The 24,714-nt window shown below is 38.2% G+C and carries 20 protein-coding genes; 16 read left to right on the top strand and 4 right to left on the bottom strand.

The window, feature by feature from the left end:
- Positions 1–571: 571 nt before the first annotated feature.
- Positions 572–1,438, top strand: a complete 867-nt coding sequence (locus tag ACFIKQ_RS02760; protein WP_375655856.1) for a phytoene/squalene synthase family protein — start codon at positions 572–574, stop codon at positions 1,436–1,438.
- Positions 1,439–2,076: 638 nt separating this feature from the next.
- Here the strand turns inward: ACFIKQ_RS02760 and ACFIKQ_RS02755 are convergent.
- Entirely contained in the window at positions 2,077–3,966 is a 1,890-nt protein-coding gene (locus ACFIKQ_RS02755) for a peptidyl-prolyl cis-trans isomerase (RefSeq protein WP_375655854.1), read from the bottom strand.
- Positions 3,967–4,118: 152 nt separating this feature from the next.
- On the opposite strand from ACFIKQ_RS02755, the gene tpiA reads away from it, so the two are divergent.
- The 13 genes from tpiA to ACFIKQ_RS02690 all read left to right on the top strand — a co-directional run bounded on the left by tpiA (position 4,119) and on the right by ACFIKQ_RS02690 (position 18,228).
- Complete coding sequence (tpiA, locus tag ACFIKQ_RS02750; RefSeq protein ID WP_375655852.1) at positions 4,119–4,883, top strand: triose-phosphate isomerase; 765 nt, start codon at positions 4,119–4,121, stop codon at positions 4,881–4,883.
- A gap of 82 nt (positions 4,884–4,965) precedes the next feature.
- Entirely contained in the window at positions 4,966–5,418 is a 453-nt protein-coding gene (secG, locus tag ACFIKQ_RS02745) for a preprotein translocase subunit SecG (RefSeq protein WP_375647562.1), read from the top strand.
- 127 nt (positions 5,419–5,545) lie between these two features.
- Complete coding sequence (locus tag ACFIKQ_RS02740; protein ID WP_375655850.1) at positions 5,546–7,174, top strand: CTP synthase; 1,629 nt, start codon at positions 5,546–5,548, stop codon at positions 7,172–7,174.
- Positions 7,175–7,210: 36 nt separating this feature from the next.
- Positions 7,211–8,047 carry a 3-deoxy-8-phosphooctulonate synthase gene (kdsA, locus tag ACFIKQ_RS02735; RefSeq protein ID WP_375655848.1) on the top strand — a complete coding sequence of 279 codons (837 nt, stop codon included), beginning with the start codon at positions 7,211–7,213 and terminating at the stop codon, positions 8,045–8,047.
- Between the two features lie 71 nt (positions 8,048–8,118).
- Entirely contained in the window at positions 8,119–9,390 is a 1,272-nt protein-coding gene (gene eno, locus ACFIKQ_RS02730) for a phosphopyruvate hydratase (RefSeq protein WP_375655846.1), read from the top strand.
- 111 nt (positions 9,391–9,501) lie between these two features.
- On the top strand, positions 9,502–9,909 hold the full coding sequence (locus tag ACFIKQ_RS02725) for a TM2 domain-containing protein (RefSeq protein WP_012754997.1): 408 nt from the start codon (positions 9,502–9,504) through the stop codon (positions 9,907–9,909).
- Between the two features lie 915 nt (positions 9,910–10,824).
- The gene (locus ACFIKQ_RS02720) at positions 10,825–11,136 is read left to right on the top strand and encodes a septum formation initiator family protein (RefSeq protein WP_012754998.1); all 312 of its coding nucleotides are present in this window, start codon (positions 10,825–10,827) and stop codon (positions 11,134–11,136) included.
- Positions 11,137–11,271: 135 nt separating this feature from the next.
- Entirely contained in the window at positions 11,272–12,312 is a 1,041-nt protein-coding gene (gene pdhA, locus ACFIKQ_RS02715; protein WP_273788346.1) for a pyruvate dehydrogenase (acetyl-transferring) E1 component subunit alpha, read from the top strand.
- Positions 12,313–12,328: 16 nt separating this feature from the next.
- Positions 12,329–13,693, top strand: a complete 1,365-nt coding sequence (locus ACFIKQ_RS02710; RefSeq protein ID WP_375652973.1) for a pyruvate dehydrogenase complex E1 component subunit beta — start codon at positions 12,329–12,331, stop codon at positions 13,691–13,693.
- 14 nt (positions 13,694–13,707) lie between these two features.
- Positions 13,708–15,051 carry a pyruvate dehydrogenase complex dihydrolipoamide acetyltransferase gene (locus ACFIKQ_RS02705; RefSeq protein ID WP_375655844.1) on the top strand — a complete coding sequence of 448 codons (1,344 nt, stop codon included), beginning with the start codon at positions 13,708–13,710 and terminating at the stop codon, positions 15,049–15,051.
- A 222-nt stretch (positions 15,052–15,273) separates the two neighbouring features.
- Positions 15,274–16,734 (top strand): dihydrolipoyl dehydrogenase, encoded by a 1,461-nt coding sequence (gene lpdA, locus ACFIKQ_RS02700; RefSeq protein ID WP_375655842.1) that lies wholly within the window; start codon positions 15,274–15,276, stop codon positions 16,732–16,734.
- Positions 16,735–16,801: 67 nt separating this feature from the next.
- Positions 16,802–17,764: a lipoyl synthase gene (gene lipA, locus ACFIKQ_RS02695; protein WP_273723360.1), complete on the top strand. Its 963-nt coding sequence runs from the start codon at positions 16,802–16,804 to the stop codon at positions 17,762–17,764.
- Positions 17,765–17,766: 2 nt separating this feature from the next.
- Complete coding sequence (locus tag ACFIKQ_RS02690) at positions 17,767–18,228, top strand: type II toxin-antitoxin system RatA family toxin (RefSeq protein ID WP_273788342.1); 462 nt, start codon at positions 17,767–17,769, stop codon at positions 18,226–18,228.
- Positions 18,229–18,768: 540 nt separating this feature from the next.
- On the opposite strand, the gene ACFIKQ_RS02685 is transcribed toward ACFIKQ_RS02690, so the two are convergent.
- From ACFIKQ_RS02685 to rirA, 3 genes are read right to left on the bottom strand one after another with little or no spacing between them, the layout of a single operon-like run.
- A complete protein-coding gene (locus ACFIKQ_RS02685) occupies positions 18,769–19,257 on the bottom strand; it encodes a CinA family protein (RefSeq protein ID WP_375655840.1) in 489 nt (162 codons plus the stop codon).
- The gene (locus ACFIKQ_RS02680; RefSeq protein WP_375644921.1) at positions 19,254–20,444 is read right to left on the bottom strand and encodes a bifunctional 2-C-methyl-D-erythritol 4-phosphate cytidylyltransferase/2-C-methyl-D-erythritol 2,4-cyclodiphosphate synthase; all 1,191 of its coding nucleotides are present in this window, start codon (positions 20,442–20,444) and stop codon (positions 19,254–19,256) included. Before ACFIKQ_RS02680 ends, ACFIKQ_RS02685 begins: the two co-directional genes overlap by 4 nt.
- 24 nt (positions 20,445–20,468) lie before the next feature.
- Positions 20,469–20,912 (bottom strand): iron-responsive transcriptional regulator RirA, encoded by a 444-nt coding sequence (gene rirA / locus ACFIKQ_RS02675; protein ID WP_273788340.1) that lies wholly within the window; start codon positions 20,910–20,912, stop codon positions 20,469–20,471.
- A gap of 172 nt (positions 20,913–21,084) precedes the next feature.
- Here rirA and ACFIKQ_RS02670 point away from each other — a divergent pair, with 172 nt between their 5' ends.
- Both ACFIKQ_RS02670 and ACFIKQ_RS02665 read left to right on the top strand, forming a co-directional pair.
- A complete protein-coding gene (locus ACFIKQ_RS02670) occupies positions 21,085–23,352 on the top strand; it encodes an ATP-binding protein (protein ID WP_375636489.1) in 2,268 nt (755 codons plus the stop codon).
- A 1-nt stretch (position 23,353) separates the two neighbouring features.
- Positions 23,354–24,712, top strand: a complete 1,359-nt coding sequence (locus ACFIKQ_RS02665) for a sigma-54 dependent transcriptional regulator (protein ID WP_012755009.1) — start codon at positions 23,354–23,356, stop codon at positions 24,710–24,712.
- Positions 24,713–24,714 lie beyond the last annotated feature (2 nt).

Below are 24,714 nucleotides of genomic sequence, written 5' to 3'. Positions count from 1 at the left end.
GATTGATTCAACATGGAATTGGTTTGAAATGAAAGCATATCTACGATATTTGAGATTCTAATTTAACATATAAAACAATGAATTATCATTATAAATAAATGCGTTGATAGTAATAGAAACTCACCGAGAGCAATTGGATTTTTTACAAATTGGTATTGGTAAGAATCTTTGTCCTTTAGGGTGGGGAGGAGGTTAATGATTTGATGAAGTTTTTGTGATCAGTGCATTTTTATAAAATAACATTGTCATCTATTTAGTGAAAAAGTGTTTTGCGTTGTTTGTTATTCTAAGTTTCACTATGCATGTTACGATTAGTTTTTAGCTTTTTTTACTGCAAATGAAAACTTGAAGCCCGATAAGATAAGTTTTATCAGAAAAGTTATTTATTTAATTTTTTTCTTTCTAAAACGAAAAGTGACTAGAAAAGAAATTCTAATTCATAATACAGTTAAGAGACATATTTAAAAATCTTATTTTCTAAACTGTAATTGCTTATCCCTCATTTTTTAATATGAATAAAAAGAGGATATTAATTTCATTACTAAAAAAGGGACGTTAATAGGTTCATAGAATGATAGGCTCTCTTCCTTATTGTCTTGATATTTTACGTACCATGGATCGTGATCGCTATATATCGGTTTTATTTGCACCTAAAAAAAAGCGCCAAGCATTGGCTGCTCTTTATGTATTTAATGCTGAAGTTTCTCGTATTCGCGAAAGTGTACATGATCCACTCATAGGAGAAATACGGTTACGTTGGTGGTATGATTCTATTGCTCATGGTGAAATGCAAACGAGTGGAAATAATCCGATTTTGAGTGATTTATTGAAAGCAATAACTCTTTTTAATTTACCTAAGACAGCTTTTTTACGTTATTGTAATGCACAAATTTTAGATCTTTATCACAATCCAATAGAAACGCTTCATGATCTAGAGCATTATTGTGGTGAGACAGCAAGCATAATTTTACAGCTTTCTTGTCAGATATTAGATCCTGATACTGCACAAGAGTTTACAGATATCTATGAACATGGAGGGATTTCTCAAGGATTAAGCGGTGTATTGCGTCTTTTATCATTCATGCAATCACGATATCAATATTATTTACCTACTGATATATTAAAGGCTGTAGGAGTGAATAGGGAAGATTTGGAATCTCATCGTCTCAGTGATCAACAAAAGGATCGTATTGTTGAAGCTATGGTAGCATTATCGCGCGATCATTATACCAAATTTTACGAGTATTCTTGTGCTTTACCTAGAGTTCTTAAGCCAGCTTTTCTTCCATTGGTCATTGTTCCAGCTTCTCTTCAAAAAGCTATACAGCTGGGTGCTGCAATTTTTCAAGAGAGTGCAACGTTGCCATTGATATATCGCTATTGGTTGATAACAAGGGCAGCAGTAAGCGGCAATTTTCCAAACCATTTTTTGTTATAAAAAATGTTGATGTTTTGGTTGTTATGAGCGCAAAAGAATAAGAAATTTTATGAGAGAAGTTATCTTGGCAGTCTATAAGTCTATAAAAACTCTTATTTTTGAGAAATTATAAAATCATAATTGATGATTGTTATGATTTATGAATATATTGATTTATAATGATAATTCGTTTTTTCTCATATTGAATGAGAGTCTTGAATAGAAAAAGATTTCTTCATTTTTATAATGAATTTTAAAAATAGTTTTTTGTATACTATAAGTTGGGTGTGTAAATGAAATCATTTAAAGAAAAAGCAATACGCTCCTTATGAATGAGTATTAAGAGTAGCAATATGATAAGCTATAAATGAATGACGATAGGGATGACGTTTATAGCTTAATGGGTATAGCTTAGTGTGCGACAACTTTTACAACCTTTGGATGGATAATATTTTTTAATGCGTTGCAAAAACGACTCTACATTCCATTGACTATTTTCTCGCAAATCCATACATGCACTGATTTGCGAGAGAATTAATCATTATACAAATGTTGATCCTAAGATAGGCAAACAAGAGATTCATCTTATCTCTTCAACTATAGACGAAGAGCTAATGGAAACTTTATCAAATAAGTTCTTTAAATTATGCACAACCTTTTTATTGGAGAGCGTTAAAGATCTGATTATAATTTGTGCTATTAATTTCCAAAGGATGTTCTTTATTGGCAACTTGTAGCATTTCTAGCTTGAGATCTTCTCTTATCATCATATCTATATTGGCGCGGACCTCAGTTGAAAGAGTATGAGGCGTGATATCTTTAGGCATGGTTACAGTCTTTATTTGATAAATGATACGGTTTGTTGCAACTGGACCTTTTATGATGCCATAATGACCTTTGGGAGCAGAAAATAATGCTTTAATCCCTTCAACGCCAAGAGGGGCAGATGAGTCTTGACGCCGAAGGGCTGGTGTTGTTTGTTTTGTAACACCAAGGGTACGAGCAAGAGCAACAAGACTTTTTCCTTCCGTGAGCTGTTTGAGAGCATTTTGGGCTTTTTCATCAAGAAGACGTTGTATTTCCTCACTTTTCCATTGAGAAAGAATATCTAACTTAGCCTCTTCAAGTGTTTTATCGCGGGCAGGAATAATTTTATCGACCTTATACCAGAGATATCCACCATTTTGAAAAGAGAGAGGATCAAGATCGATTCCTTCATTTGATTGATAGATGGCATTCAGTAAAATATCTTTTTGAGGTAAATCCGTGAGTATTGCACCTTCAAGCGTTTTTCCCGTTTTATCAATGGTAATTGTGCGCAAAGATAACTTGTATTGGTCAGCTAGCTCTTTGAGAGAAGCACCCTCAAAACGAGCATTTTCAATGGCTACATAATTGTTACGGATATCATCAGTAGCACGATTTTTGGCAAGTGTTTGGCGAATATTTTCTTCGACACTTTCAAAAGGAAGAGAGCTTGAGGGTTCAATATGTGTGACGCGAATGATAATAGGTCCCTGTAAGTCATTTATCACAGTACTGACTTGGCCTTGTTGAAGTTCAAAAATTTCAGATGCTAGATGACTAGGAAGTTCATTTTCTGCGAGAGGACCTTTTTTTATGTCATTAAGAGTCTTTTTTTCAGCTTTTACCAGTTCATCAAAACTCAATCCATCAGCTATTTTTTTTGCTGCATTATCGGCTTCTTCACGTGAGGGGAATTGCAGTTCCTCGAATGTACGCTTTTCAGGCGTTACAAAACGTGAAGCATTTTGTGTATAATAGGCTTTTGCCTCATCTGTTGAGATATCTTTAGGTTTTACAAAATCATTAAGTTCCATAGATAGCAAAGAGACAGTGCGGTATTCTGGAGCACGAAATTGACTTTGATGTGTTTTAAACCATTTTTGTAGTGTTTCGTCATCAGGATCAGAAATTGTTTCCTTTTCTTTTAGATCAATAACAAGATAATCAGCAATACGCATTTCTCCTTGATAAAGAGCAAGTGCTTTATAAAAGAGATTGGGTGCTTTCATATCAGAGAGTAAAGCTGAAATAAGTTGGTTACGCTTTTCTTGTTTGGTGTAATAATTAAGAAAAGCACTTTCACTAATACGTAAATGCTGAAGATAGTTATAAAATAAATTTTTATCAAAAGTGCCATTTACTTGGAACATCTTATCAGAACCAATCGTATGAGCTATTGTATCTTTTGAAAGACTTATTTTCATTTTACGTACTTGTTCATCAAGTAATACATTTTGTTGTAATTGATTAAACACAAAAGCAGGAATTTGGTATTGCTGCATTTCATTTGCTGTAAACATTCGTCCAAGATGAGCAGCATGTGCTAAACGAGCGCTTTGATCGGCAAGTGCAAGACGATAATCATCGACAGTTACTCTGGACTTTCCAGAAGTAATAAGATCTCTTTCACTTTTTTTGTGTAATTGCGGTATTCCCCATAGAAGAATGAAGCATAAGAGTAAAATAGCAAGGAAAATTCTAGAAATCCAAGAATTTGTAGCATTTCTTATGATGTCAAGCATTGTTCAAGTCCATTTTTAATGTGAATTATTATCAAAGCTAATGGAATTTGCAATAAAGAGATGAAAGATGCAAGCTTTAAAGACTTGCTTTCATGTTATAATTTGGTAACTACAGATAAACAATGTATTGTAAGAGCTCTTGAGGTGAAAATATGTCTCCAAATACTCGGCCTTTTCTTGCTGGAAATTGGAAAATGAATGGAACGAGTGAATCGCTTGGAGAGTTGCGTGCTATTGCTACAGGCGTTAGCTCTGATCTCAGTCATCTTTTTGAGGCACTTATTTGCGTCCCAGCAACGCTTTTATCTCGTGCTTCTGATATGCTGGATGGTGAAAATCTCCTTTTGGGAGGACAAAATTGTCATTTTGATGATCATGGTCCCTATACTGGAGATATTTCAGCTTTTATGCTTAAAGAAGCAGGAGCAAGTCATGTCATTATTGGGCATTCAGAACGTCGTACAGTGTATCAGGAAAATGATGCGATTGTCTGTGCCAAAGTGCAAGCTGCGTGGCGAGCAGGTCTTGTGGCTCTTGTGTGTATTGGTGAAACATTGGAGGAGCGTAATAATAATAAAGTGCTGGACATTCTCACGCAGCAGCTTGAAGAATCTTTACCAGATGATGCAACAGCAGAGAATACCATTATCGCTTATGAACCTGTTTGGGCGATAGGCACCGGCAATACAGCGACTCCAGAAGATATTGCAAAAGTACATCATTTCATTCGCGATAAGGTGCGTTCTCGTTTTAGTGGTGAAGGCAATGAGATACGCCTGCTTTATGGTGGGTCCGTAAAGCCATCCAATGCATTTGAGCTTTTAAGCATTCCTCATGTTAATGGTGCTTTGATAGGTGGAGCAAGCTTAAAAGCAATTGATTTTTTAACTATTTGCGATGTTTGTCGTAAACTATAGTAGAGAAATTTGAGTTTCCCCTTGGATTGTGTGTTATTTATGTGTAAATAGCTATGAAAGAGTTATTTGAAGAGCAGGGTTTATGCAAACAGTACTTATAGTTATTCATTTGTTGATTGTGATTACTTTGGTTGGTGTTATATTAATCCAACCTTCAGAAGGTGGTGGGCTAGGTGTGAGTAATAGCTCAGGGTTGATGAAAACTCGTGGATCTCGAAATCCTTTAACACGTTTGACTGCTATTTTAGCCTGTTGTTTTTTTGTTGTGTCTATTGGACTTACCGTGGTGGGTAATATATCAAATTCTAGTTCTGATATTTTAAAGCGTATACCGGTTAATTCAGAGCAGAATTCTAGCAATAAAGGCTCAGAATCAGTCCCATCATCAGATGGTGAGTCTTCCCCTTCTATTCTTGAACAGCTAGGAGGCAATTCGAATTCTCCGCAGGAACAGAAACAGTCCACAAATCCTGAAGCAGAAAGTCCAGTTCCACCGGTTCTTGAAAATACAGTTCCGGATAACAGTACGAAATAGTTTTTTAAGAAAATATAGACTTTTTAAAAAGGTGATTTTTTCACCTTTTTTATTTTAGAAGAAAAATTGTTTCTTTTTGCATTTTTTGCTGGAAAAATCATTATAAATTGCTTATCATCATAAGCCCATGGCACGTTATATTTTTATTACTGGTGGTGTGGTTTCTTCCCTTGGAAAAGGCATCGCAGCGGCGGCGTTAGCAGCGTTATTACAGGCTCGTGGCTATCGTGTACGTCTTCGCAAACTTGATCCTTATTTAAATGTTGATCCAGGTACGATGTCACCTTATCAACATGGTGAAGTATTTGTGACCGATGATGGTGCAGAAACGGATCTTGATCTTGGTCATTATGAGCGTTTTACTGGGCGTTCTGCAAATAGCCAAGATAATATCACAACAGGGCGTATTTATCGCAATATCATTGAACGAGAGCGGCGTGGTGATTATTTGGGGGCAACAGTCCAAGTTATTCCTCATGTTACGGATGAAATTAAGAGATTCATTACGATGGGAAATGAAGAATTTGATTTTGTTTTGTGTGAGATAGGTGGAACGGTTGGTGATATTGAAGCAATGCCTTTTCTAGAAGCGATTCGCCAGCTTCGCAATGAGCTACCAAGACAAAGTGTCGTTTATGTCCATCTCACATTAATGCCTTATATACCTTCGGCAGGTGAATTAAAAACGAAACCAACACAACATTCTGTCAAAGAATTGCAAGCAATTGGTATTTCTCCTGATATTTTGCTTGTACGTGCAGATCGATCTATTCCAGAAACAGAACGGTGCAAATTATCACTTTTTTGTAATGTTCGCTCCAATGCAGTCATTCAGGCATTAGATATGCCAACAATTTATGATGTTCCTATGGCATATCATAAGGAGGGTTTGGACTCTGAAGTTCTTTGCGCTTTTGGAATCGATTCGGCACCTTCCCCTCAGATGGATCGTTGGGAAGATATTACGCATCGTATTCACCATCCTGAAGGAGAAGTTACGATTGCTGTTGTAGGAAAATATACGGGTTTAAAGGATGCTTATAAATCTCTTATTGAAGCGATTGCGCATGGTGGTTTAGCGAATAAAGTGAAAGTTAATATTGAGTGGATTGATTCGGAACTTTTTGAAAAAGAAGATTCTGTTTCAGCTTTACAAAAAGCCCATGGAATTTTGGTTCCAGGTGCTTTTGGGGCACGAGGAGCAGAAGGAAAGATTCGAGCAATTCAATTTGCGCGAGAGCGTAAAGTTCCATTTTTAGGGATTTGTTTTGGAATGCAATTAGCTTGTATAGAAGCCGCGCGCAATATTGCACAGATTAAGAATGCTTCATCAAGTGAGTTTTGCGAAACAGAAAATCCAATTGTAGGTTTAATGACAGAATGGCTTAAAGGAGACGTTCTTGAAAAACGTACAAGAAATGGTGATCTCGGCGGATCAATGCGTCTTGGTGCTTTTGCTGCTGAATTAAAAGAAGAGAGTCATATTGCTCAAATTTATGGGATGACCAAGATTGTCGAGCGACATCGTCATCGTTATGAGGTCAATATTGATTATAAGGATAAGTTAGAACAGTGTGGTTTGATTTTTTCTGGGATGTCTCCTGATGGTATTTTACCAGAAACAATAGAATATGCAGATCATCCATGGTTTATTGGTGTTCAATATCATCCAGAGTTAAAATCCCGTCCTTTTGATCCACATCCGCTTTTTTCTTCTTTTATTGAAGCCGCTGTAGAACAAAGTCGATTGGTTTAATGCATAAATTGGGTTACTTTTCTTTTGAGGGATAAAATGACTAAACCAAAAGCCCGTGTGAAAGTTGGAAATATTATTTTTTCAAATGAAATGCCTCTTTCATTAATTGCAGGGCCGTGTCAGATGGAAAGTCGCGATCATGCTTTTGAAATGGCTGGTCGCATTAAAACAATTACCGATCAGCTTGGTATCGGGTTTGTTTATAAATCGAGTTACGATAAAGCTAACCGAACTTCTTTAGGGGCGGCACGTGGTATTGGTCTTGAAAAAGCAATGGCTGTTTTTTCTGATTTAAAAAAGGAGTTTGATTGTCCCATATTAACTGATGTGCATACAGAAGAGCAATGTACAATTGTTTCTTCTACGGTTGATATTTTACAAATACCGGCTTTTTTATGTCGTCAAACAGATCTTTTGGTAGCAGCCGCCAAAACAGAGTGTGTTATTAACATTAAAAAAGGTCAGTTTTTAGCGCCGTGGGACATGGAGAATGTTTTAAAAAAGGTTGTTTACAGTGGTAATCCGAATGTTATGCTTTGTGAGCGAGGCACGTCATTTGGTTACAACCGACTTATTTCTGATATGCGCTCGTTGCCTATTTTACGTTCATTTGGTGCTCCTGTTATTTTTGACGCAACGCATTCTGTTCAAGAACCTGGGGGGCAGGGTGCTTCATCTGGTGGACAGCGTCAATTTGTTGAAGTTTTAGCACGTGCGGCTGTTTCTGTTGGGGTAGCAGGTATTTTTTTAGAAACGCATCAAGATCCAGATAATGCACCTTCTGATGGACCCAACATGGTTAAACTTGATAATTTAAAAAGATTGCTTGAGACTTTAATGGAGTTTGATTATCTGTCAAAGAAGTTGAATTGAGAAGAGAAAAAATATTCCATTAATAGGACATTAGAAATGAATCAAGACTTTTATTGGATAAGGAAACACATATGACTATAATTGTCGATATCATTGGACGTGAAGTTCTTGATAGCCGTGGTAATCCAACGGTAGAAGTTGATGTTCATTTGGAGAATGGAGCTTTTGGTCGTGCTCTGGTTCCATCGGGAGCTTCAACAGGAGCACACGAGGCTATAGAGCTTCGTGATGGTGGTTTGCGCTATCAAGGGAAAGGTGTTGAAAAAGCGATTGCTGCAGTTAATAGCGAAATTCTTGAAGAACTTGGTGGGCGGGATGCAACAAATCAAATCGCTATTGATCAAGCGATGATTGCTTTGGATGGAACGCCAAACAAAGCCCGTCTTGGTGCCAATGCACTTCTTGGTGTTTCATTAGCTGTTGCAAAAGCAGCTGCGGATTCATTAAATTTACCTTTGTATCGTTATATTGGTGGTACACAAGCGCATATTCTTCCAACCCCTATGATGAATATTATTAATGGTGGCGTTCATGCTGATAATCTGATTGATTTTCAGGAGTTTATGATTATTCCTATAGGAGCCCCTACTGTAAGAGAAGCCATTCGTTATGGCGCTGAAATTTTCCATGCGTTGAAAAAGCGTTTAAAAGATGCGGGTTATAATACCAATGTTGGTGATGAAGGTGGTTTTGCACCTCAATTTAAAAGTGCTGATCAAGCAATTGATTTTATTATGGAATCTATTACAACATGTGGCTACAAACCAGGGGAACAAATTGCCATTGGTTTAGACTGTGCTTCAACCGAATTTTATAAAAATGGTTCGTATTTTTATAAAGGTGAGGGGAAATGCCGTGACATCCAAGAGCAGGTAGATTATTTAGCGCAGCTTGTGAAAAATTATCCTATTATTACAATTGAAGATGGAATGGCTGAGGATGATTGGGAAGGTTGGAAGTTACTCACTGACACAATTGGAGGAAAATGTCAGCTTGTTGGCGATGATTTGTTTGTAACGAATTCAGCACGTTTGCGTGATGGCATCAAAATGGGGGTAGGCAATTCTATTCTCATAAAAGTTAATCAAATTGGTACATTGAGTGAAACACTTGATGCTGTAGAAGTAGCACATAAGGCAGGTTATCGTGCCATTATATCTCATCGTTCAGGCGAAACAGAGGATTCTTTTATTGCAGATCTTGCTGTTGCAACGAATTGTGGACAAATTAAAACAGGTTCTCTTGCACGTTCGGATAGATTAGCAAAATACAATCAACTTATTCGTATTGAAGAAATGCTAGGAGCCCAAGCGCGTTATGCTGGTGATTTATATCGTGTATAGTTGTGAGCACAAAATATAAAAGTATGAGATCATTTAGACTATGAAATTGAGATTTCTTATCAAAGGCATATACGCAATAATTTTTAAGTGTTTAAATTTATAGGGATTAAGATGAGAGGTATAATTATTAGTCAAGATCAAGGAACTTATCTCGTTTCGGGTGATGATGGTAAACGTTATCAGTTTGCGACTTGGGATTGGATGGGAAAGAATCCGCCAAGGATCGGTTGTACTGTTGATTTTGTTTGTGAGGGGGGTGTTGTCAGTTCTGTTTTTCCATTGTTGAGACCAGGTACAGAGAACTCAAAGATAATGTTCGCACTCCTTTGTTGGTGTTCAGGTATCTTTGGTGTCCATCGCTTTATGGTTGGTAAAGTTCGGACTGGTGCTTTAATGCTGGTTCTATCCTTATCATTGTTTGGATTGATAATTACCGGTATTTGGGCAATTGTTGATTTTATAGTCATTCTTGGTGGAAGATTTACGGATAAAGATGGGAATCAGATTACAGATTTTTAAAAATTTTATAATAAAGAGAAAGTAATTCAGTTCTCTTGTTATTTTTATCAATATATTAAGTTCATAATGCCGAATTATTGTACTATATGTCTTTAATGTGAGATATTAAGAGAAATATGCACAGTTGAATAAAAGTATTGAAAAAGACTGTGCTATTTTATGTGAGTAAAACAACGGCGTAAATCCACTAAGGTGTGTTTTGTATTGCTGCTTATAGCAGCAGAAAACATTAGCTCATTGGGGGGATCAAAACTATTTTAATTTCACGTTTATCACGGCTGCTACAAATTTTATTTATACCGTGAGGTTAATCAACATATTATAAAAAGAAATAATCTCTTTATGAATAACACATGAGGAGAAGCTTTATAGGTGGTCGAGGATGAAAGGTAAGATTATTGGTCAGGATCAAAGGGTTTATCTCGTTTTTGGAGATGATGGTAAGCGTTATCAATTTTCGCCTGAAGATTTGTTAGGGAAAAAACACCAAAGGTAGGGGATACCATTGATTTTGTCTATGAATGGATACCATTAAATCTATTTTTCCTATCTCGGTTGAAGGTCAGTCACAAAAATTAAATGTGATGCGAGCGATCGTTTACCTGTTTTTGTGCATTGGGGATTCATCACTTTATGGTTGGTAGAGTTGTATCGGGACTTATAACGCTTCTTATAAGTGTAATAGGTCTGCTATTTTGGGGGATCGGGTTTTTTGACAACTATACTTTGATAACTATACCTTGGGCATTGATTGATTTTATATTTATTTTAACAGGAAATTTTAGGGACAAAGATGAGGGTAAATTGAAAATAACAAATTATTTGGGTGTAGATTTGGTAATGAGGTATTAATCAAAATCGTGCATAGTTGGGCAAAATATTAAAAAATTTGTGCTGTAAAGACTGTGCTATTTTATGTGGACAAAGCAGAAACGTCGATCAATCAAAGTGCGCTTTGTACTACCTCTTATGACGGTGGGAGTCTTAAGCTATTTCAGTTATCACATTTATCATGGTGAGTATGGATTGTATTCACGCAGTGAAGTTAATCAGCATATTAGCGAATTAGAAAAGGAGCTTCATAAAATAGAAGCTGAGCGGATATTCATGGAAAAGCGTATTTCTCTTTTACGCAATGGACATATAGAAAAAGATATGTTGGATGAGTATGTCCGAAAGAATTTGAACTTTTCTAAGCCAAATGAACTGACAATCTTAATACCTTGAAATGATACCAAAGGTAAATGAAAAATCGCTTAATTTAAACAACAATCAGCAATGATATTGTTTAAGCCGATTGATAAGGCTTGTAACTTTTGTTCGTAAAGGTTATTCCTAAATAATCATAAAAGGGAGTTTAATATGGCAGAACGACTTAAAAAAAATTCTGCGTCGGTGGCGCGCACTGCATTATCAAGCACCACAAAGAAAGCACCAATAGCAGACTTTACAAAAGAAGAAGAAATTGATGCTTATCGTGAAATGCTTTTAATTCGCCGTTTTGAAGAAAAAGCAGGACAGCTTTATGGTATGGGGCTTATTGGGGGATTTTGTCACCTTTATATTGGTCAGGAAGCCGTTGTTATAGGAACATTGAAAGCGGCAAAAGAAGGTGATCAGGTTATTACGTCTTACCGTGATCATGGTCATATGTTAGCCGTTGGGATGAGTCCGCGTGGTGTCATGGCAGAATTAACGGGACGTCAAGGTGGCTTTTCCAAAGGGAAAGGTGGCTCGATGCATATGTTCTCTAAAGAAAAGAACTTTTATGGAGGACATGGTATTGTTGGTGCGCAGGTTCCAATTGGTTCAGGTTTGGCATTTTCGAATCAGTACCTTGGTAAAGATAATGTGACATTAGTTTATTTTGGTGATGGTGCCGCAAATCAGGGGCAGGTTTACGAAAGTTTTAATATGGCTTCACTTTGGAAGCTTCCTGTTGTTTATATTATTGAAAATAATCAGTATGCTATGGGAACGTCAGTTTCACGTGCATCTGCAGAAACTGATTTTTCCCGACGTGGTCTTTCTTTTGAAATTCCAGGTATTGTTGTTGACGGCATGGATGTTCGGTCAGTAAAAGGAGCTGCTGATGAAGCGATTTCTTGGGCACGCTCAGGTAAAGGACCGATCATTCTTGATATGCAGACCTATCGCTATCGTGGTCATTCCATGTCTGATCCAGCAAAATATCGTTCAAAGGAAGAAGTCCAAAAAATAAAAGAGGAACACGATCCGATTGATCAAGTAAAAAGTCGGATTCTTAAGAAAAATTGGGCGAACGAAGATGATTTAAAGTCTATTGAGAAAGAGGTTCGTGCAATTGTTGCTGATGCGGCAGATTTTGCACAAAGTGATCAAGAGCCAGATGCTTCTGAGCTCTATACTGATATTTTAGTTTGATGCGAGGGAAGCAAGTATGTCTATTGATATTTTGATGCCGGCGCTTTCACCAACTATGGAAGAAGGTAAACTGTCTAAATGGCTCAAGAGAGAAGGTGATAAGGTTAGCTCTGGCGATGTTATTGCTGAAATTGAAACGGATAAGGCTACAATGGAAGTAGAGGCCGTTGATGAAGGTACTCTTGGCAAAATTTTTGTGCCTGAAGGTTCTGAAGGCGTAAAGGTTAACACTGTTATTGCGATTTTGTTAGAAGAAGGTGAGCGTGCTGAGGATATTTCGCAACCTACGGATACAGCACAAAAACCTAAGGAATCTCCTCTTTCTCTGCCTTCGTCAGTTCCGCAGGTTCCTACTTTTGATACGTCTCCTGATTTTGATATTCCAGCGGGAACACAAATGGTTACAATGACAGTTCGTGAAGCGCTTAATCAGGCTTTGGCTGAAGAAATGCGGCGTGATGAAAAAGTTTTTCTCATGGGGGAAGAAGTCGCGCAATATCAAGGTGCCTATAAGGTTAGTCAGGGTTTATTGGAAGAATTCGGAGAGCGCCGAGTTATTGATACCCCAATTACAGAGCACGGCTTTGCTGGGTTGGCTGTTGGGGCTGCTTTTGGAGGGTTACGTCCCATTGTTGAGTTTATGACCTTTAATTTTGCGATGCAGGCGATGGATCAAATTATTAACTCAGCAGCAAAAACACGTTATATGTCTGGTGGACAAATGACCGCTCCTATGGTTTTCCGAGGTCCCAATGGTGCGGCTGCCCGTGTTGGTGCTCAACATTCTCAATGCTACGCTGCATGGTACAGTCATGTACCAGGTTTGAAAGTTGTCATGCCTTATAGTGCTGCAGATGCAAAAGGTTTGCTGAAAGCTGCTATTCGTGATGATAATCCTGTTATTTTTCTTGAAAATGAGATTTTGTATGGGCATCAATTTGATGTCCCTCAACTGGATGATTTTGTTTTGCCTATTGGTAAGGCGCGTATTCATAAGTCTGGACAAGATGTGACGATTGTCGCGTGTGGAATTGGAATGCATTATGCCGTTCAAGCGTTGCCGGAAATTGAACAGCTTGGTATTGATGTTGAATTGATTGATTTACGAACCATTCGCCCGATGGATCTTCCAACAATTCTTTCTTCGGTTAAAAAAACAGGTCGTTTGGTAACAATTGAAGAGGGATTTCCTCAGTCATCCGTGGGAACTGAAATAGCAACGCGTGTTATGCAGCAGGCTTTTGACTATCTTGATGCGCCAATTGCTACGATTTCTGGCAAAGATGTTCCGATGCCTTATGCCGCTAATCTTGAGAAGTTGGCTTTGCCTAATATTGCTGAAATTATTGAGGCCGTTAAGGCTGTGACATACAGAGCATAACGGAGGAAAGCATAATGCCCATTAAAATTACAATGCCAGCGCTTTCCCCTACGATGGAAGAGGGAAATTTAACAAAATGGAATATTAAGGAGGGAGATAAAGTTTTCTCTGGTGATGTTATTGCTGAAATTGAGACGGATAAAGCGACAATGGAAGTCGAAGCCGTTGATGAAGGTAGGGTTGCCAAAATTGTTGTTCCTGCTGGAACACAAGGCGTTAAAGTAAATGCTTTAATTGTTGTTTTAGCAGAAGAAGGTGAAGATTTAGCTGAAGCTGCAAAAGTTTCAGAAGAAATCTCTTCTTCTACAAGACAAGAACCAGAGGGCGTAAAACAGACAGATTCTCTGAAACAGACGGACTCAAAGGGTACAAAAATGTCTCATGAATCATCAGCTCAGCAATTAATGCAGCAAGATAAAAAGGAAGCGCGTCTTTTTGCCTCTCCCTTAGCGCGGCGATTAGCATCTCAGGAAGGTCTTGATTTATCCCTTATTTTTGGAAGTGGTCCGCATGGGCGTATTATCAAGCGCGATGTAGAAAAAGCTGTAAGTAGTGATATTTCTAAAGTGTCTTATTCATCACAAATAGGGGAGCTAGTAGCTACAGGTGCTTCTGACAAACAGATACTGAAACTCTTTAAAGAGGATGAATATACCTTCGCACCCCATAATAATATGCGTAAAACAATCGCAACACGTTTGATGGAATCAAAACAGAGAGTTCCACATTTCTATGTAACGGTAGATTGTGAACTTGATGCGCTATTAGCACTGCGTACACAACTGAATGCTGCTGCACCAATGATTAAGGGGCAGGAAGAAACTCAGCCTACTTATAAGCTTTCTGTTAATGATATGGTGATCAAAGCTGTCGCACTTTCTTTGAAAGCTGTTCCTGATGCGAATGTCTCTTGGCTTGAAGGCGGAATGCTTCATCATAAACATTGTGATGTTGGGGTTGCTGTTTCTATTCCCAATGGATTAATTACGCCGATTATTCGCCATGCAGAGGAAAAGCCGTTATCCCTTATTTCCAAAGAGATGAAGGATTTTTCAAAGCGTGCGCGTGAGGGCAAGTTAAAAATGGAAGAATATCAGGGTGGAACAACAGCTGTATCAAATATGGGGATGTATGGTATAAAAAGTTTTTCGGCTATCCTTAATCCACCGCATGCGACGATTTTTGCGATTGGTGCAGGGGAAGAACGCGCCGTTGTTAAAAATGGTACATTAGTTGTTGCGACAGTTATGTCAGTTACAATTTCTGCGGATCATCGTGCTGTCGATGGTGCTTTAGCCGCAGAGCTCGCGCGGACTTTTAAGAAGATAATTGAAAATCCATTAGCAATGTTAGTTTGAACTGTTTAACAGTTCTTCACGTAAGTTGTGAGAGAGTGTGTTAAGAGAATAAAAACAAATTTAAGAGTTTGAAGAGCAATGTTATTGCTATTTCTGGTTTGGGTAAAGCATTTACGTGAAGCTTAAAGCAAAAGACATAAGATAATTCTGTGATGTTGTTTTGCAGTCTTAAGTTCAAAAAATGCATATCCGTTTTATATATATATCCATGGAGGAATTACTGTGGCAAATCTTTATGATGTAATTGTGATTGGATCAGGTCCAGGCGGATATGTAACCGCAATTCGTGCAGCACAATGTGGTTTTAAGACTGCGATTGTTGAACGTGAACATTTGGGAGGGATCTGTTTAAATTGGGGATGTATTCCAACAAAGGCCCTTCTACGTTCAGCGGAAATGAAACATTTTGCTGAACATGCAAAAAATTATGGATTAAAAATTAATGGTTCAATTGAGGCAAACATCAAAGATGTTGTGGCACGTTCACGCGGTGTTTCAGCACGTTTAAATGCTGGCGTTGATTTTTTAATGAAAAAAAACAAAATTGATATTATCTGGGGTGAAGCAAAGCTTACCAAAGAAGCGAAGGGAAGCCATCCTGCGGAAATTATGGTTTCTTCATCCTCAAAACCGATTATGCAACCGCAAAATCCAGTCCCTAAAGGGACGTTAGGGGAGGGAACTTATCAAGCAAAGTATATCATTATTGCAACGGGCGCGCGTCCTCGTGTCCTTCTTGGTATTGAGCCAGATGGAAAACTCATTTGGACTTATTTTGAAGCTATGATACCGCCAGCAATGCCAAAATCGCTTTTGGTTATAGGGTCTGGGGCTATTGGCATTGAATTTGCCTCTTTTTATCGTGATATGGGAGCTGAGGTAACTGTTGTTGAAATGATGCCCCACATCATGCCTGCTGAAGATATTGAAATTTCAACGTTTGCTTGTAAACAGTTAGAGAAAAAAGGTTTACGCATTCTTCGTCAAGCAAAAGTAACAAAGGTTGAAAAATCTTCTGATTCTGTGACTGTACATATTGATGTTCAAGGTAAAATAGAGTCAATGACTGTTGACCGATTGATTTCCGCTGTTGGGGTGCAAGGTAATATTGAGAATCTTGGTTTAGAAGCTTTGGGAATAAAAACCGATCGCGGGTGCATTGTAACCGATGAATGGAGTTGGACGGGGGTGGAAGGCATTTATGCTATTGGTGATGTAGCAGGTCCTCCTATGTTGGCACATAAAGCAGAAGAAGAAGGTGTGATATGTATTGAGCATCTTGCAGGTTTAAAGAATGCTCATCCGCTTGATAAAAGAAAAATTCCAGGGTGTACATATTGTACACCACAGGTTGCCTCTGTAGGGCTTTCAGAAGCTACAGCAAAAGAAGCAGGTTATGATATACGTATTGGTCGTTATTCTTTTGCTGCGAATGGCAAGGCGATTGCTTTGGGTGAAGATCAGGGGTTAGTAAAAACGATTTTTGATAAAAAAACAGGACAGCTTCTTGGGGCCCATATGGTAGGGGCTGAGGTAACAGAATTGATACAGGGTTTTGTTATTGCCATGAATCTTGAAACAACAGAAGAAGAATTAATGCATACTGTCTTTCCACATCCGACTTTATCGGAAATGATGAAAGAAAGTGTATTGGATGCTTATGGTCAAGTTTTAAACGCTTGATGACTGGATTGTGTGAAAGATTTTATATTTTTGATTGTTACTTCGTATTTATAAGGCAAAGGCTTAAATGGTTACGGTTGTTGATAGAGTTACAAATAGACGTTTGCGTCATCCTGAAAAGGCACATCGTCCTGATACAAGCGTTCAAAAAAAGCCAGATTGGATTCGTGTAAAAGCGCCAACATCACCAATTTATAAGGAAACACATGGTATTGTACGTACGCATAAGTTAGTGACTGTATGTGAAGAAGCTGGTTGCCCTAATATTGGCGAATGTTGGAGCCAGCGGCATGCTAGCTTTATGATTTTAGGTGAAATATGTACGCGTGCTTGTGCTTTTTGTAACGTTGCAACAGGTATTCCACTTGCCGTTGATGATAATGAGCCAGAACGCGTAGCCGATGCTGTTGCACGGATGGAATTAAAACATGTTGTCATTACATCTGTTGATCGTGATGATCTTGCTGATGGTGGTGCTGAGCATTTTGCAAAAGTTATTTATGCGATTCGTCAAAAAACTCCTAAAACAACAATTGAAGTTCTGACACCTGATTTTCGTCATAAGGATGGCGCTTTAGAAGTTGTTGTTGCTGCTAAGCCTGATGTTTTTAATCATAACTTAGAAACAGTTCCTTCTAAATATTTGAAGGTTCGTCCAGGGGCACGTTATTTTCATTCAATTCGTTTATTACAACGCGTTAAAGAACTTGATCCAACAATTTTTACAAAATCGGGAATTATGGTTGGACTTGGGGAGGAGCGAAATGAAATTTTGCAATTGATGGATGATTTGCGCTCTGCTGATGTTGACTTTATGACGATTGGACAATATTTGCAGCCTACACGAAAACATCATCCAGTTGTTCGTTTTGTGCCTCCTGAAGAATTTGAGTCTTTTGCCAAGATTGGTAAAGTAAAAGGATTTTTACATATGGCCTCCAATCCTCTGACGCGTTCATCTCATCATGCTGGAGATGATTTTGCTATTTTGCAAAAAGCGCGTGATGAAAAATTTTCCTTACAGAGATAATTATGCCGATTTTTACAATACATCGGCAGATCACCCATAGTGCCAGTGAAATGTTTGAGCTGGTTTCAGATATTGAGCGTTATCCTGAATTTTTACCAATGTGTGAGTCTTTGATAGTACGTTCTCGAAAAGAGTATGGGAAAAAAATGTTGCTTCTTGCGGATATGACCGTTGGCTATAAGATTATCCGTGAAACTTTTACGACTCAAGTATTTCTTCAGCCGGAAAAAAATCTTATAGAAGTTAAATATATTGATGGTCCATTCAAATATCTTGAAAATCGTTGGTCTTTTCATGATATTGAAAATACCAATGCATGTAATGTAGAGTTTTTTATTGATTATGAATTTAAAAGTAAAACGCTTGGATTAGTGATGGGCTCAATGTTTGATATTGCGTTTCGTAAATTCACCGACGCTTTTGAGAAGCGTGCGCATCAGATTTATGGCTCTACGATAACATAGTCTATTCTGTTATTTTTTAACAATACGTATTGCTTATAACAGCGTGAAGGTGAAAACTGGTTTTCATCTTTACTATTTGTTTTAATTCATCTTTTTCAGCTTTGAAAAGCATATTAAAGGAATATCATTTTAAATGATGAAGATGATGCACAGCTTTACGCTTTTGTTTCTCTTTTTTAATAGAGGCATATCCAAACAAAACGCCCAAATAGGACATGCTTGCGTCATACCCATTTCATAATAAATAGTAGAGATACTCGTAAAAGTATATAAATCAACATCTTTACACTTATAAAAAAGTCAGCCTGCACCATTTATTTGCCATCTCTCAAGATGTTGCGCGAGCTCTTAGCATTTGAGAGAGGTACAAGTATCCCTTTCTTTAATTATTTTATTTATACAGTTTTTTTCTTGTGGCGTGCAAGTGAATAAATTTGATTGATTCAACTTAAAGTTGTGGCACAATAAATCATTTTTTCAAGATGTTGACGATTATAGACTCAATGTGGAATAGAGAGCTTTGAAATTAGTATGGGGAATTCAGTGAAGCAATTCCAGAATCATTTTAAAAACATTTTCAACAGTTGCATGGCGGATAGCATTGCGGTTAAGATGACCAAAGTGCATTTCTTTGTGCAGAGTTTTATGATTTTTGTAAGCAACTGCGCAGTGCACAAGTCCTACAGGTTTATCAAGACTTGCTCCTCTTGGACCAGCAATTCCTGTTACAGAGACTGCAATGTCAGCTTGTGAATGTTTTAATCCACCCTCAGCCATTGCAAGAGCAACTTCTTTTGAAACGGCGCCATAGGTTCTTATAAGTTCAGCACAAACGCCAACAAGGCGTGTTTTAGATTCATTTGAATAAACAACAAATCCACAATCGAGAACATCTGACGAGCCTGCAATATTTGTGAGGCTTGCAGCAATGAGTCCTCCTGTACAAGACTCTACAGTTGTTAACAGCAAACCTTTTTGGCGAAAGATATTAAGGACTTCATGTGCTTGTTTTTCACAAAGATATGTCATTGGGGAAGTTCTCCTGAATAAAGAACGCTCACTGTTGCAAGAGCAGCAATTCCTTCACCGCGACCAATAAATCCAAGCCTTTCATTTGTTGTTGCTTTGATAGAGATTCGATCAGGTGTTATTGAAAGTATCGTCATAAGATTTTCTGTCATGGCATGACGATAGGGACCAATTTTAGGATTTTCAGCAATAATTGTGATATCAACATTGGCGATACGACCACCTGCTTGTTTTAGAATATCAAGAGCATGACGGAGAAAAATTTCTGATGATGCATTTTTCCATTGAGGATCAGAGGGAGGGAAATGTGTGCCAATATCTCCAGCACCTCGCGTAGCGAGCAGGGCATCTGTTAGCGCATGAAGAGCAACATCCGCATCGGAGTGTCCATTCAATTTTTTATGAAAAGGAATTTTTATACCACATAAAATAAGAAAATCACCATCCTCGAAAGAGTGAACATCATAACCATTGCCGGTGCGGATATCAGGAAATATTTGCATTTTCTTTTGGAGATATAAATGTGCAGTATTAAAATCTTCATGCCATGTAATTTTTATGTTGTTAGGATCCCCAGGAACGGTACGCATAGGAATTCCAAACCATTCGGCAATCGCAGAATCGTCAGTGAATTCTTTTTTGCAAGCTTGTTTTGCTTGTTTATGGGCCGCTAAGATATGTTCAAAGGGAAAACACTGTGGAGTTTGTGCACTATAAAGATGGGTACGGGGAATTGTTTCTAAAACATGCTGATTATTTATACGTTTAAGGGTATCAGAGATGGGCAGAACAGGAAGAACACCTTCTTGAGGTGTGATCGTGTTGTGAATGTTATCAAGAAGCTTGTTTTCGATAAAGGGGCGTGCACCATCATGAATATGCACATATTGGGGATTGAATTTTTTGAGTGCCTGAAGTCCATGTAAGGTAGAGATTTGACGTGTCCTGCCTCCTTCAACGATAATAAGGCGCTCTTTAAAATCGCCGATAGCTTGTTCACAGATTTGACGATCTTCTGGATGAATAACAAGGATAATTGTTGTGATAGCTGGATGCTGCAAAAAACAATGCACGGTATGATAAATAATCGGCTTTTGTCCTAGAAGCCGATATTGTTTTGGAATTTTATGGGGAGACCCTGCTCTTTCACCGCGTCCAGCAGCTAATATTATTGCTGCAATAGAAATACTTAATCTCCTCGTGTTATAATCTTAGTTTGCTTTTTTGTCATTAATTTTAAAATGATTTTGAAAGGATGGTTGTTGTAGATCAGCAAGGGATATCACGGATAACACCTCAAAAAAAGCATTTAATGCTTTTTGAAGTGCGGTATTTAAACCACAAAAATCAATCAAGGGGCAAGTCGGTTCTGCAGTATCGAAACATTCTGCGAGGGAAAAGTTGTCTTCTGTTACTTTCACAACATCAGCGACTGAAATCTCTGCTGCGGGTTTCGCCAACCTAACTCCACCATTGCGTCCACGCACTGTTTGTATAAAACCTGCTTGAACAAGCAGCTGAAGGATTTTAAATAAAAAAAGTTCTGAAACGGCATATGCTTTAGCAATTTCTGGAACACGACTGAGAGTTCCCTGATTATCTGCACAATACATGAGCATTCGAAGAGCATAATTTGTTTGTTTTGTTAATCGCATCTCATTTCCTTCGTAAAGTATCGTCGAACACAGTTTATTTTAAGATATTTTGCAAAATGTAGAAGTTCTTTCTCATTGACTATATTTGCCCTATTTTAAATGTAGTATTAGTATTGTCAATTTTTGCTACAAAAGGTTATATGAGAATAATGGGATAAGGGTATGTAAGCTCATGACGAATATAACATCTGTAACGAATCTTCAAGACATAGATAAAAATACTTATAACGATGAGTTGTATCGTTTAAGTAAGGTATATATTTTTTTAGGGATTACAATTATTGTATTGGCGTTACTTACGGCCTCTGTTTCATTTATTATTCTTATTGGATTAACCCCTGTTGTTCCCAGTAGAACAGTAACCCTTATTCTTATAGGGATTAATAGTTTTTGGGTTTTAGGGCTTATTGTCATCGTTTTTTATGAGATGATTCCGATTATTCGTGCTTGGCGTTCAAGGCGTGCAGGATCGCGTCTTCATGTGCGCCTTATTTCATTGTTTGCACTTGTTGCGACAATGCCGGCTGTTGCTGTAGCTCTTGTATCGGGTCCAGCACTAAATTTGGGACTTGATCGATGGTTTGATACAACAACGCGGCAAATTGTGGGCTCTTCTATTGATTTAGCAAATGCTTATGCAGATGAAATGCTTCAAAATTTAAAAAATTTATCCTACGCGATGGCATTTGCACTTGATAACAAAAAACTCTTAGAACGTAATCCGGCTGAATATAGGATGCAATTGACGCGTCATGCTATAGGACGCAATTTGCGTGGCGCATTTTTGTTAAGTTCTAGCGGAGCTATTTTTATATCGAGTGCTCTTGGTGATGAAGATAAACTGCCAATTCCTCCTTCCAATCTTATTGAACGTGCAACCAGTGCGAGGCCTTTTTCTTTTCAACCAGGCGTGCATGATTATTTTGGTATTATTTTAAAATTTACCAACATTCCAAACACATTTTTATATTTGGTGCGTGACGTTGATAAAGGTGTTTTATCTGCTTTGCGTTTAACAGAAGTCAATACAGATCGTTATCGTGATTTAAATGAAAATCGCCTGCTGACGCAAATTGCATTTGGTATGCTTTATTTATGTCTTTTTTTTAGTTTATTCCTATCGGCTATTTGGGCTGCTATTGCTGTCGCTGATCGCTTAGTACGTCCTATTCGTCTTCTCATTAGTGCTGCTGATGATGTTGCTACTGGAAATATGGAAATTTTTGTGCCAGTACGCGCGAAGGACGGAGATATTGGGCAATTATCCAAAACTTTTAATTACATGGTCAGTGAATTGAAAAGTCGGCGCAATGAGTTGATTGCAGTACGTGATCAAATTGATGAGAGACGGCGTTTTTCTGAAGCAGTGTTATCGGGTGTAACAGCAGGAGTAGCGGGTATAGATGATAATGGTGATATTACAATTATTAATCGATCTATTGAAGCGATGTTTGATATTCGCTCTGAACACGTTGTTGGACAAAGTCTTTTATCTTTAAGTGCTGAAATTTGGCAGGTTTTTCAGTTTGCACGTTCATTGGATCGTAAAAATCATCGTGAGCAGGTTACTTTAAACGTTGCAGGAAAAGAGCGTGTCTGTAATGTCCAAGTTACGATGGAAGAGGATGATGGACAGGGGCAATCTTGGGTCCTAACAATTGATGATATTACAGACCTTGTTGCAGCACAACGTACAGCGGCGTGGGCGGATATTGCACGGCGTATTGCACACGAAATAAAAAATCCTCTCACACCCATTCAGTTATCCGCTGAACGCATTCGTAAACGTTATAACAAAGTTATTACACAAGATAGAGAGGTCTTTGAGCGGTGTATTGAGACAATTATTCGACAGGTTGGAGATATTGGGCGTATGGTTGATGAGTTTTCCTCTTTTGCACGTATGCCCAAACCACAAATGCATATTTTAGATATACGAGAATTGTTGCGCGAAGCATGTTTCTTGATAGAAGTGACACGACATGATATTCATTTTGAGCAAGATTTAGGAAGTCTACCACTTATGGGTGCATTTGATAACCGTCTCATTGTACAAGCTTTTTGCAATGTGATCAAAAATGCGAGCGAATCCATAGATTCAGTTATGCGAGAGGAAAATATTCACGGTCATATTCTTATCCGTTCTTATCGTCAAGAGGAATGGGTGGTTGTGGATGTTGTTGATAATGGGAAAGGACTTCCTAAAGAGCAAAGACAAAAGTTATTAGAGCCCTATATAACAACGCGGGAAAAAGGAACAGGGCTCGGGTTAGCCATTGTGCGCAAAGTTATTGAAGATCACGGTGGTTCCATGGAGCTTCATGATGCACCGGAGAGTTTTTATGAAGGTCGTGGTGCGATGATTCGTTTGATGTTTCCGGCGGATGGGGGTAAGCAGGGTAGTATTATACAAGCCATAAATCATAAGATAGGGGAATAGTATGGTATCAGATATCTTGATTGTTGATGATGAAGCAGATATTCGTGAGCTTGTTGCTGGTATTTTAGATGATGAAGGTTATGAAACGCGTGTTGCTTGTAACTCTGATGAAGCATTGGCTCAAATTAGTGAGCGTATTCCAAAGCTCATTTTTTTGGATATTTGGCTACAGGGTAGTCGTCTTGATGGTTTAGCACTGCTTGATGAAATTAAAACGCAATATCCGGCTCTTCCGGTCGTTATGATCTCTGGTCATGGTAATATTGAGACGGCTGTTTCCGCTATAAAGCGAGGGGCATATGATTTCATTGAAAAACCTTTTAAAGCTGATAGACTTGTATTGGTTGCAGAGAGAACACTTGAAAACTCAAATTTAAAACGTGAGCTTTTAGAATTGCGAAAGCGTTCGAACGAGACATTAGAGTTGCTCGGAAAATCGACAGTTGTAAAAAATTTGCGTCAAATCATAGAAAAAGTAGCACCAACCAATAGTCGCGTCATGATAACAGGTCCTTCAGGGGCAGGAAAAGAGACTGTTGCACGAACTATTCATGCGCTCTCAACGCGTTCGAATGGGCCATTTGTTACAATAAATGCTGCAACGATTACTCCGGAAAGAATGGAAATAGAGCTGTTTGGTAGTGAAATGGAAGGAAGAGAGCGCAAGATCGGTGCCTTAGAGGAAGCTCATGGCGGTATATTATATCTTGATGAAATTGCTGACATGCCACGTGAGACTCAAGGTAAGATTCTTCGGGTGTTAACGGGGCAGACATTTGAAAGAGTTGGCGGCACAAAACGTGTTAAGGTGGATGTCCGTATTATTTCTTCGACAGCGCAAAATCTTGAAAACCTCATTTCCGATGGGCGCTTTAGAGAAGATCTTTTCCACCGTCTTTCCGTTGTTCCTATTGCTGTTCCGCCCCTTTCAGCGCGTCGTGAAGATATTCCAGAACTTGTACATCATTTTGTAAAAACAATATCACAGCAGGTTGGGATTAAACCGCGTGCAATCAGTGATGATGTGATTGCTATTTTGCAAACGCATGCTTGGCCGGGTAATGTGCGGCAATTACGTAATAATATTGAGCGTCTTCTTATTCTTGTGCGGGATGGTGATGGTCCTATAACAGCGGACTTTCTTCCCAGTGAAGTAAGTGATTCTTTGCCACGTCTTCAAATGGATTCAGATGAAAGTATAATGGATTTGCCGTTACGTGAAGCACGAGAATTGTTTGAAAAGAGATATTTAGTGGCACAGATTGGGCGTTTGGGTGGAAATATATCACGTACTGCTGAATTTATAGGCATGGAGCGTTCAGCTTTGCACCGTAAACTTAAAGCGCTTGGAGTTTCTTAAAG

Origin of the sequence: Bartonella sp. MR63HLJHH (genome assembly GCF_042194155.1) — a bacterium.
Classification (GTDB): domain Bacteria; phylum Pseudomonadota; class Alphaproteobacteria; order Rhizobiales; family Rhizobiaceae; genus Bartonella; species Bartonella grahamii.
Note: the sequence above shows the minus strand (reverse complement) of the source record. Positions and strands in the feature narration are given on the sequence as shown.

Excerpts from the sequence above, each read along its gene's own strand:
- ACFIKQ_RS02760 (WP_375655856.1), top strand. The coding sequence starts at position 572 with ATGATAGGCTCTCTTCCTTATTGTCTTGATATTTTACGTACCATGGAT.
- ACFIKQ_RS02755 (WP_375655854.1), bottom strand. The coding sequence starts at position 3,966 with ATGCTTGACATCATAAGAAATGCTACAAATTCTTGGATTTCTAGAATT.
- tpiA (WP_375655852.1), top strand. The coding sequence starts at position 4,119 with ATGTCTCCAAATACTCGGCCTTTTCTTGCTGGAAATTGGAAAATGAAT.
- secG (WP_375647562.1), top strand. The coding sequence starts at position 4,966 with ATGCAAACAGTACTTATAGTTATTCATTTGTTGATTGTGATTACTTTG.
- ACFIKQ_RS02740 (WP_375655850.1), top strand. The coding sequence starts at position 5,546 with ATGGCACGTTATATTTTTATTACTGGTGGTGTGGTTTCTTCCCTTGGA.
- kdsA (WP_375655848.1), top strand. The coding sequence starts at position 7,211 with ATGACTAAACCAAAAGCCCGTGTGAAAGTTGGAAATATTATTTTTTCA.
- eno (WP_375655846.1), top strand. The coding sequence starts at position 8,119 with ATGACTATAATTGTCGATATCATTGGACGTGAAGTTCTTGATAGCCGT.
- ACFIKQ_RS02725 (WP_012754997.1), top strand. The coding sequence starts at position 9,502 with ATGAGAGGTATAATTATTAGTCAAGATCAAGGAACTTATCTCGTTTCG.
- ACFIKQ_RS02720 (WP_012754998.1), top strand. The coding sequence starts at position 10,825 with ATGTGGACAAAGCAGAAACGTCGATCAATCAAAGTGCGCTTTGTACTA.
- pdhA (WP_273788346.1), top strand. The coding sequence starts at position 11,272 with ATGGCAGAACGACTTAAAAAAAATTCTGCGTCGGTGGCGCGCACTGCA.
- ACFIKQ_RS02710 (WP_375652973.1), top strand. The coding sequence starts at position 12,329 with ATGTCTATTGATATTTTGATGCCGGCGCTTTCACCAACTATGGAAGAA.
- ACFIKQ_RS02705 (WP_375655844.1), top strand. The coding sequence starts at position 13,708 with ATGCCCATTAAAATTACAATGCCAGCGCTTTCCCCTACGATGGAAGAG.
- lipA (WP_273723360.1), top strand. The coding sequence starts at position 16,802 with ATGGTTACGGTTGTTGATAGAGTTACAAATAGACGTTTGCGTCATCCT.
- ACFIKQ_RS02690 (WP_273788342.1), top strand. The coding sequence starts at position 17,767 with ATGCCGATTTTTACAATACATCGGCAGATCACCCATAGTGCCAGTGAA.
- ACFIKQ_RS02685 (WP_375655840.1), bottom strand. The coding sequence starts at position 19,257 with ATGACATATCTTTGTGAAAAACAAGCACATGAAGTCCTTAATATCTTT.
- rirA (WP_273788340.1), bottom strand. The coding sequence starts at position 20,912 with ATGCGATTAACAAAACAAACAAATTATGCTCTTCGAATGCTCATGTAT.
- ACFIKQ_RS02670 (WP_375636489.1), top strand. The coding sequence starts at position 21,085 with ATGACGAATATAACATCTGTAACGAATCTTCAAGACATAGATAAAAAT.
- ACFIKQ_RS02665 (WP_012755009.1), top strand. The coding sequence starts at position 23,354 with ATGGTATCAGATATCTTGATTGTTGATGATGAAGCAGATATTCGTGAG.